The sequence below is a fragment of the Leptolyngbya sp. FACHB-36 genome (assembly GCF_014695955.1).
Lineage (GTDB): Bacteria > Cyanobacteriota > Cyanobacteriia > Leptolyngbyales > Leptolyngbyaceae > FACHB-36.
On the sequence record NZ_JACJPG010000613.1, the window covers coordinates 1 to 2,036 of the forward strand.

Sequence of the window (2,036 nt, forward strand, 5' to 3'; positions counted from 1 at the left end):
AGCGCCAGCACAGTTTCTGCCACCTTGCGGCTAAACTCCCGTTTGGGCGACAGGAACAAATTTTTCACCAGCTGCATCGTGACGGTAGAGCCGCCCTCTACAGTTTCTTTGCTGCTGAAGTTCCGCATCAAAGCGCGACCAATTCCCACAGGGCTGACGCCGCGATGCGAGTAGAAGTAGCTGTCTTCGATCGCCAGCACCGATCGCTTCAAGTGGGGTGACACGGAATCCAGCGGCACAACTTCTCGATTTGCCTCTCCGTGCAGGCTGGCAAGCTCCCGACCCTTCACGTCATAGATGTAGGTCGTCTCGCTGGGAACGTAGCTGCGAAGGACGCGGACATCCGGTAAGTTCCGAAAGCTAATTGCCAAGCCCACCAGTCCGCCCGCTACAACCGAACTCGTCAGCATGGTAATTCCCAGCAGCGTTCCACCTGTGACCTTGCTGACCGCTGCAACGAACTGGTAAATCGTGCCTGGGTTTTTATAATCCTGCCGTTGGTGAAAAGTGTTGGATGCCACGACGATATCAGTTCCTTGAAAACGAGGGATTACTTCGATCAACAAGCGATCTAGACCATTCTCAGGATAGAGCCTGTCATTCTAGCCACTCTCTAGAGGTAGAAAAAGAAAATAGTAAAATCATGTGCTTTGAACTGAACGTTAGGCGATTTTCCGGAAACGAGCTTACTTCGAGAGTGCGCTGTTCAACTCCGCTCAGGGCGCAACCGTTGACTGTCCTCGACTTCGCCCAGACAGCGGGTCGGTTTGCCAGAAATCACTTGACGTGAAAAACGAGGCGCTTTTTGCAGTTCGCTTTAGACCAACGCTGCCAGTAGAATCCCCCCTCACGCTACAGTTAAACTCGTAGAAGCAAATTTAACTCTGCAATTATAGTAGGGTGTCAGTTTTAGTGGTGAATCTTAATGTGAGTGCCGTGAATTCAACTGATCGATCGCCCAACTCAGCCGCAGAGAAGCTCGATTTGTCCTGGCTGTACCGGGGAACCAGTGAAATCTTTCCCAACCAGGCAGAGCCTACCAGCGCCGATGACAATTTGGTGCAGCGGCTGCTTCAGAGCGATCGACCTCTGCGGATCAAGCTGGGGATCGATCCCACAGGCTCGGATATTCACCTGGGACACAGCATTCCGATGCGGAAGCTGCGGGCGTTTCAGGATGCGGGACACACGGCAATTCTACTGTTTGGCGACTTTACTGCTCGCATCGGCGACCCGACTGGAAAATCTGAGGTGCGCCGCCAGCTAACGGAGGAGCAAGTCGCCGCCAACGTCCGCACCTACCTCGACCAAGTGCGCCCGATCCTCGACTTTGACACACCTGGACGACTGGAAATTCGCTACAACTCGGAGTGGCTGTCGAAACTCGACTTAAGCAAAATTCTAGATTTGCTGGCGACAACCACCGTTGGACAAATGCTGGCGAAAGAAGGCTTTTCTGAGCGCTACGAGAAAAACACACCGATTTACCTGCACGAATTTCTCTATCCACTGATGCAGGGCTACGATTCTGTAGCACTGGAAGCGGATGTGGAGCTGGGCGGTACCGATCAGAAGTTCAACATTGCGATCGGGCGCGATCTGCAACGCCACTTTGGGCTACGTCCCCAGTTTGGGCTGCTGCTGCCGCTGCTGCTGGGGACCGATGGCGTGCAGAAGATGTCGAAGTCGTTGGGTAACTATGTGGCGCTGTCGGAAGATGCGCTGTCGATGTATTCCAAACTGGAAAAAACGCCAGACCACCTGCTGAAGTCTTACGTTGAGCTGCTGACGGACTTGCCGCTGGACCAGATTCCTGCTGCTCCCCGCGATGCCCAAAAGCTTTTGGCGTTGACGGTGGTGACGCAGTACCACGGCGACGCTGCCGCAAAACAGGCGCAGCAGGACGCGGCTGATCTCGTTAAAGGCAAAACCGCACAGGCAGACAGCGTGCCAGAGTTCTCCTTGGCAGCGGTGCAGTTCCCCGCGAAGCTGTTCTATTTGCTGAGCGCAACGGGTCTGTGCAAAAGCAGTTCTGA

At 54.2% G+C, this 2,036-nt stretch carries 2 protein-coding genes; one reads left to right on the top strand and one right to left on the bottom strand.

Annotated features, from left to right (window positions below):
* A partial coding sequence (locus tag H6F43_RS18425; protein WP_190344169.1) for a transglycosylase domain-containing protein occupies window positions 1-521 on the bottom strand: 521 nt, incomplete at its 3' end.
* Between the two features lie 415 nt (window positions 522-936).
* Here H6F43_RS18425 and tyrS point away from each other — a divergent pair.
* On the top strand, window positions 937-2,036 hold a 1,100-nt coding region (gene tyrS / locus H6F43_RS18430), incomplete at its 3' end, for a tyrosine--tRNA ligase (RefSeq protein WP_190344171.1).